This is a genomic window from Micromonospora sp. NPDC047753 (assembly GCF_040642735.1).
Taxonomy (GTDB): Bacteria; Actinomycetota; Actinomycetes; order Mycobacteriales; family Micromonosporaceae; genus Micromonospora.
In genome coordinates this window covers 1-1,362 of the sequence record NZ_JBEYSL010000860.1, presented here as the reverse complement: position 1 = coordinate 1,362, position 1,362 = coordinate 1, and the positions used below count along the sequence as shown (strand labels likewise).

At 66.9% G+C, this 1,362-nt stretch carries 2 pseudogenes; one reads left to right on the top strand and one right to left on the bottom strand.

What is annotated here, in order from left to right:
- A pseudogene (locus tag ABZ749_RS35265) lies at window positions 1–886 on the top strand (hypothetical protein); the annotation flags it as partial.
- A gap of 234 nt (window positions 887–1,120) precedes the next feature.
- Here ABZ749_RS35265 and ABZ749_RS35260 read toward each other — a convergent pair.
- Window positions 1,121–1,362, bottom strand: a pseudogene (locus ABZ749_RS35260) (5'-methylthioadenosine phosphorylase); the annotation flags it as partial.

Sequence of the window (1,362 nt, the reverse complement as noted above, 5' to 3'; positions counted from 1 at the left end):
ACCGCTCAACGGCGACGGCACCCGCCCGGTCAGCGCACCGCTGGTGAACAACACATTCGTGGTGCAGAGCGGCGGGACCCTGACCACCTACCAGGGCGGCACCGCCGGGGCTCCGCGAGCGTTGATGCCGCCCTCCGGACCAGGTAAGTGGTACTGGGTCGGTGACGGTCACCTCTCCGGCGGGCAACTCCAGGTGGTGTACCAGGAATACGAGCGCTTCGGCTCCGGCGCCTGGGACTGGCGGTTCAACCGCAACGTGGTGGCGAACTTCGCCCTGTCCAACCTACGAACCCCGGTCAGCGTCCGACAGCTACCCTCGGCCAGCGGCGTCGCCTGGGGCTCGGCGCTCCTGCCGGCCAGCCGCAGCGGCGACGGCTACACCTACATCTACGGCGTCGACGACTCGCCGATCAACAAGCAGATGCGCATCGCCCGCGTCTACGGCAGCGACCTCGCCACCGGCACCTGGCAATACCACACCCCGTGGGGCTGGACGATGCGTGAGCAGAACTCCCGCAACCTGCTGACCGGCATCGCCAACGAATACAGCGTCACCCCCTGGGGCGGACAGTTCCTGCTGCTCAGCCAGGACAGCACCCAGGCGTTCAGCGGCCAGATCAACGCCTGGACGTCCTGCTCACCCTACGGTCCCTTCACCCAGAAGACCCCGGTCTACCGAATGCCCGAACCCGGACCATACGGCAGCTACTGGAACCCGAACGTCATCTCGTACAACGCCCACGTGCACGCGGCGTTCAGCTCCGGCGACACGTTCATCGCGTCGTACAACGTCAACAGCATGGACACCCGCGTCTCGCCCGACGGTGACCACTACCGCGACCCCGGCATCTACCGCCCCCGCTTCTTCCGCTTCACACTCGGATAAACACCTGCGGTTCCGCCGGGCGTATCGCACGCCCGGCGGAACCAGCAATAGGTCGGGGGATCACAAGGTGTTTCGGGCCTGACCCGCCGGGCGTGGTGCCCGCTGAGGAGGGTGGCGTGATGACCGCGGCACTGAACGAACAGACCGGACGTGATAGCTCCACCAACGTTCGCCCAACCAACCTGGCGAACTGACCCCGTTGGTCGGGTGATGAAGCCAGCGCTTTGTCTTGGGTCAGGGCAGGGTGATCGGGAGCGGGACGCCCTCGTGGCCTCGCCCGCAGGCGCAGGTGAACGGGTCGGGTGGCAGCGCCGGAATCGCCTGGTAGAGCACCTCGCGTAGTCGCTCGACGTTCGCGGCGAAGATGCGTAGCACCGCTGTGTGGTTGACCGCGTTGGCCGCGTCGACTCCGGCGTCAAGGTCGGTCACCAGGGCGATTGGGGTGTAGCACAGCTCCAGCTCACGGGCGAGGATCG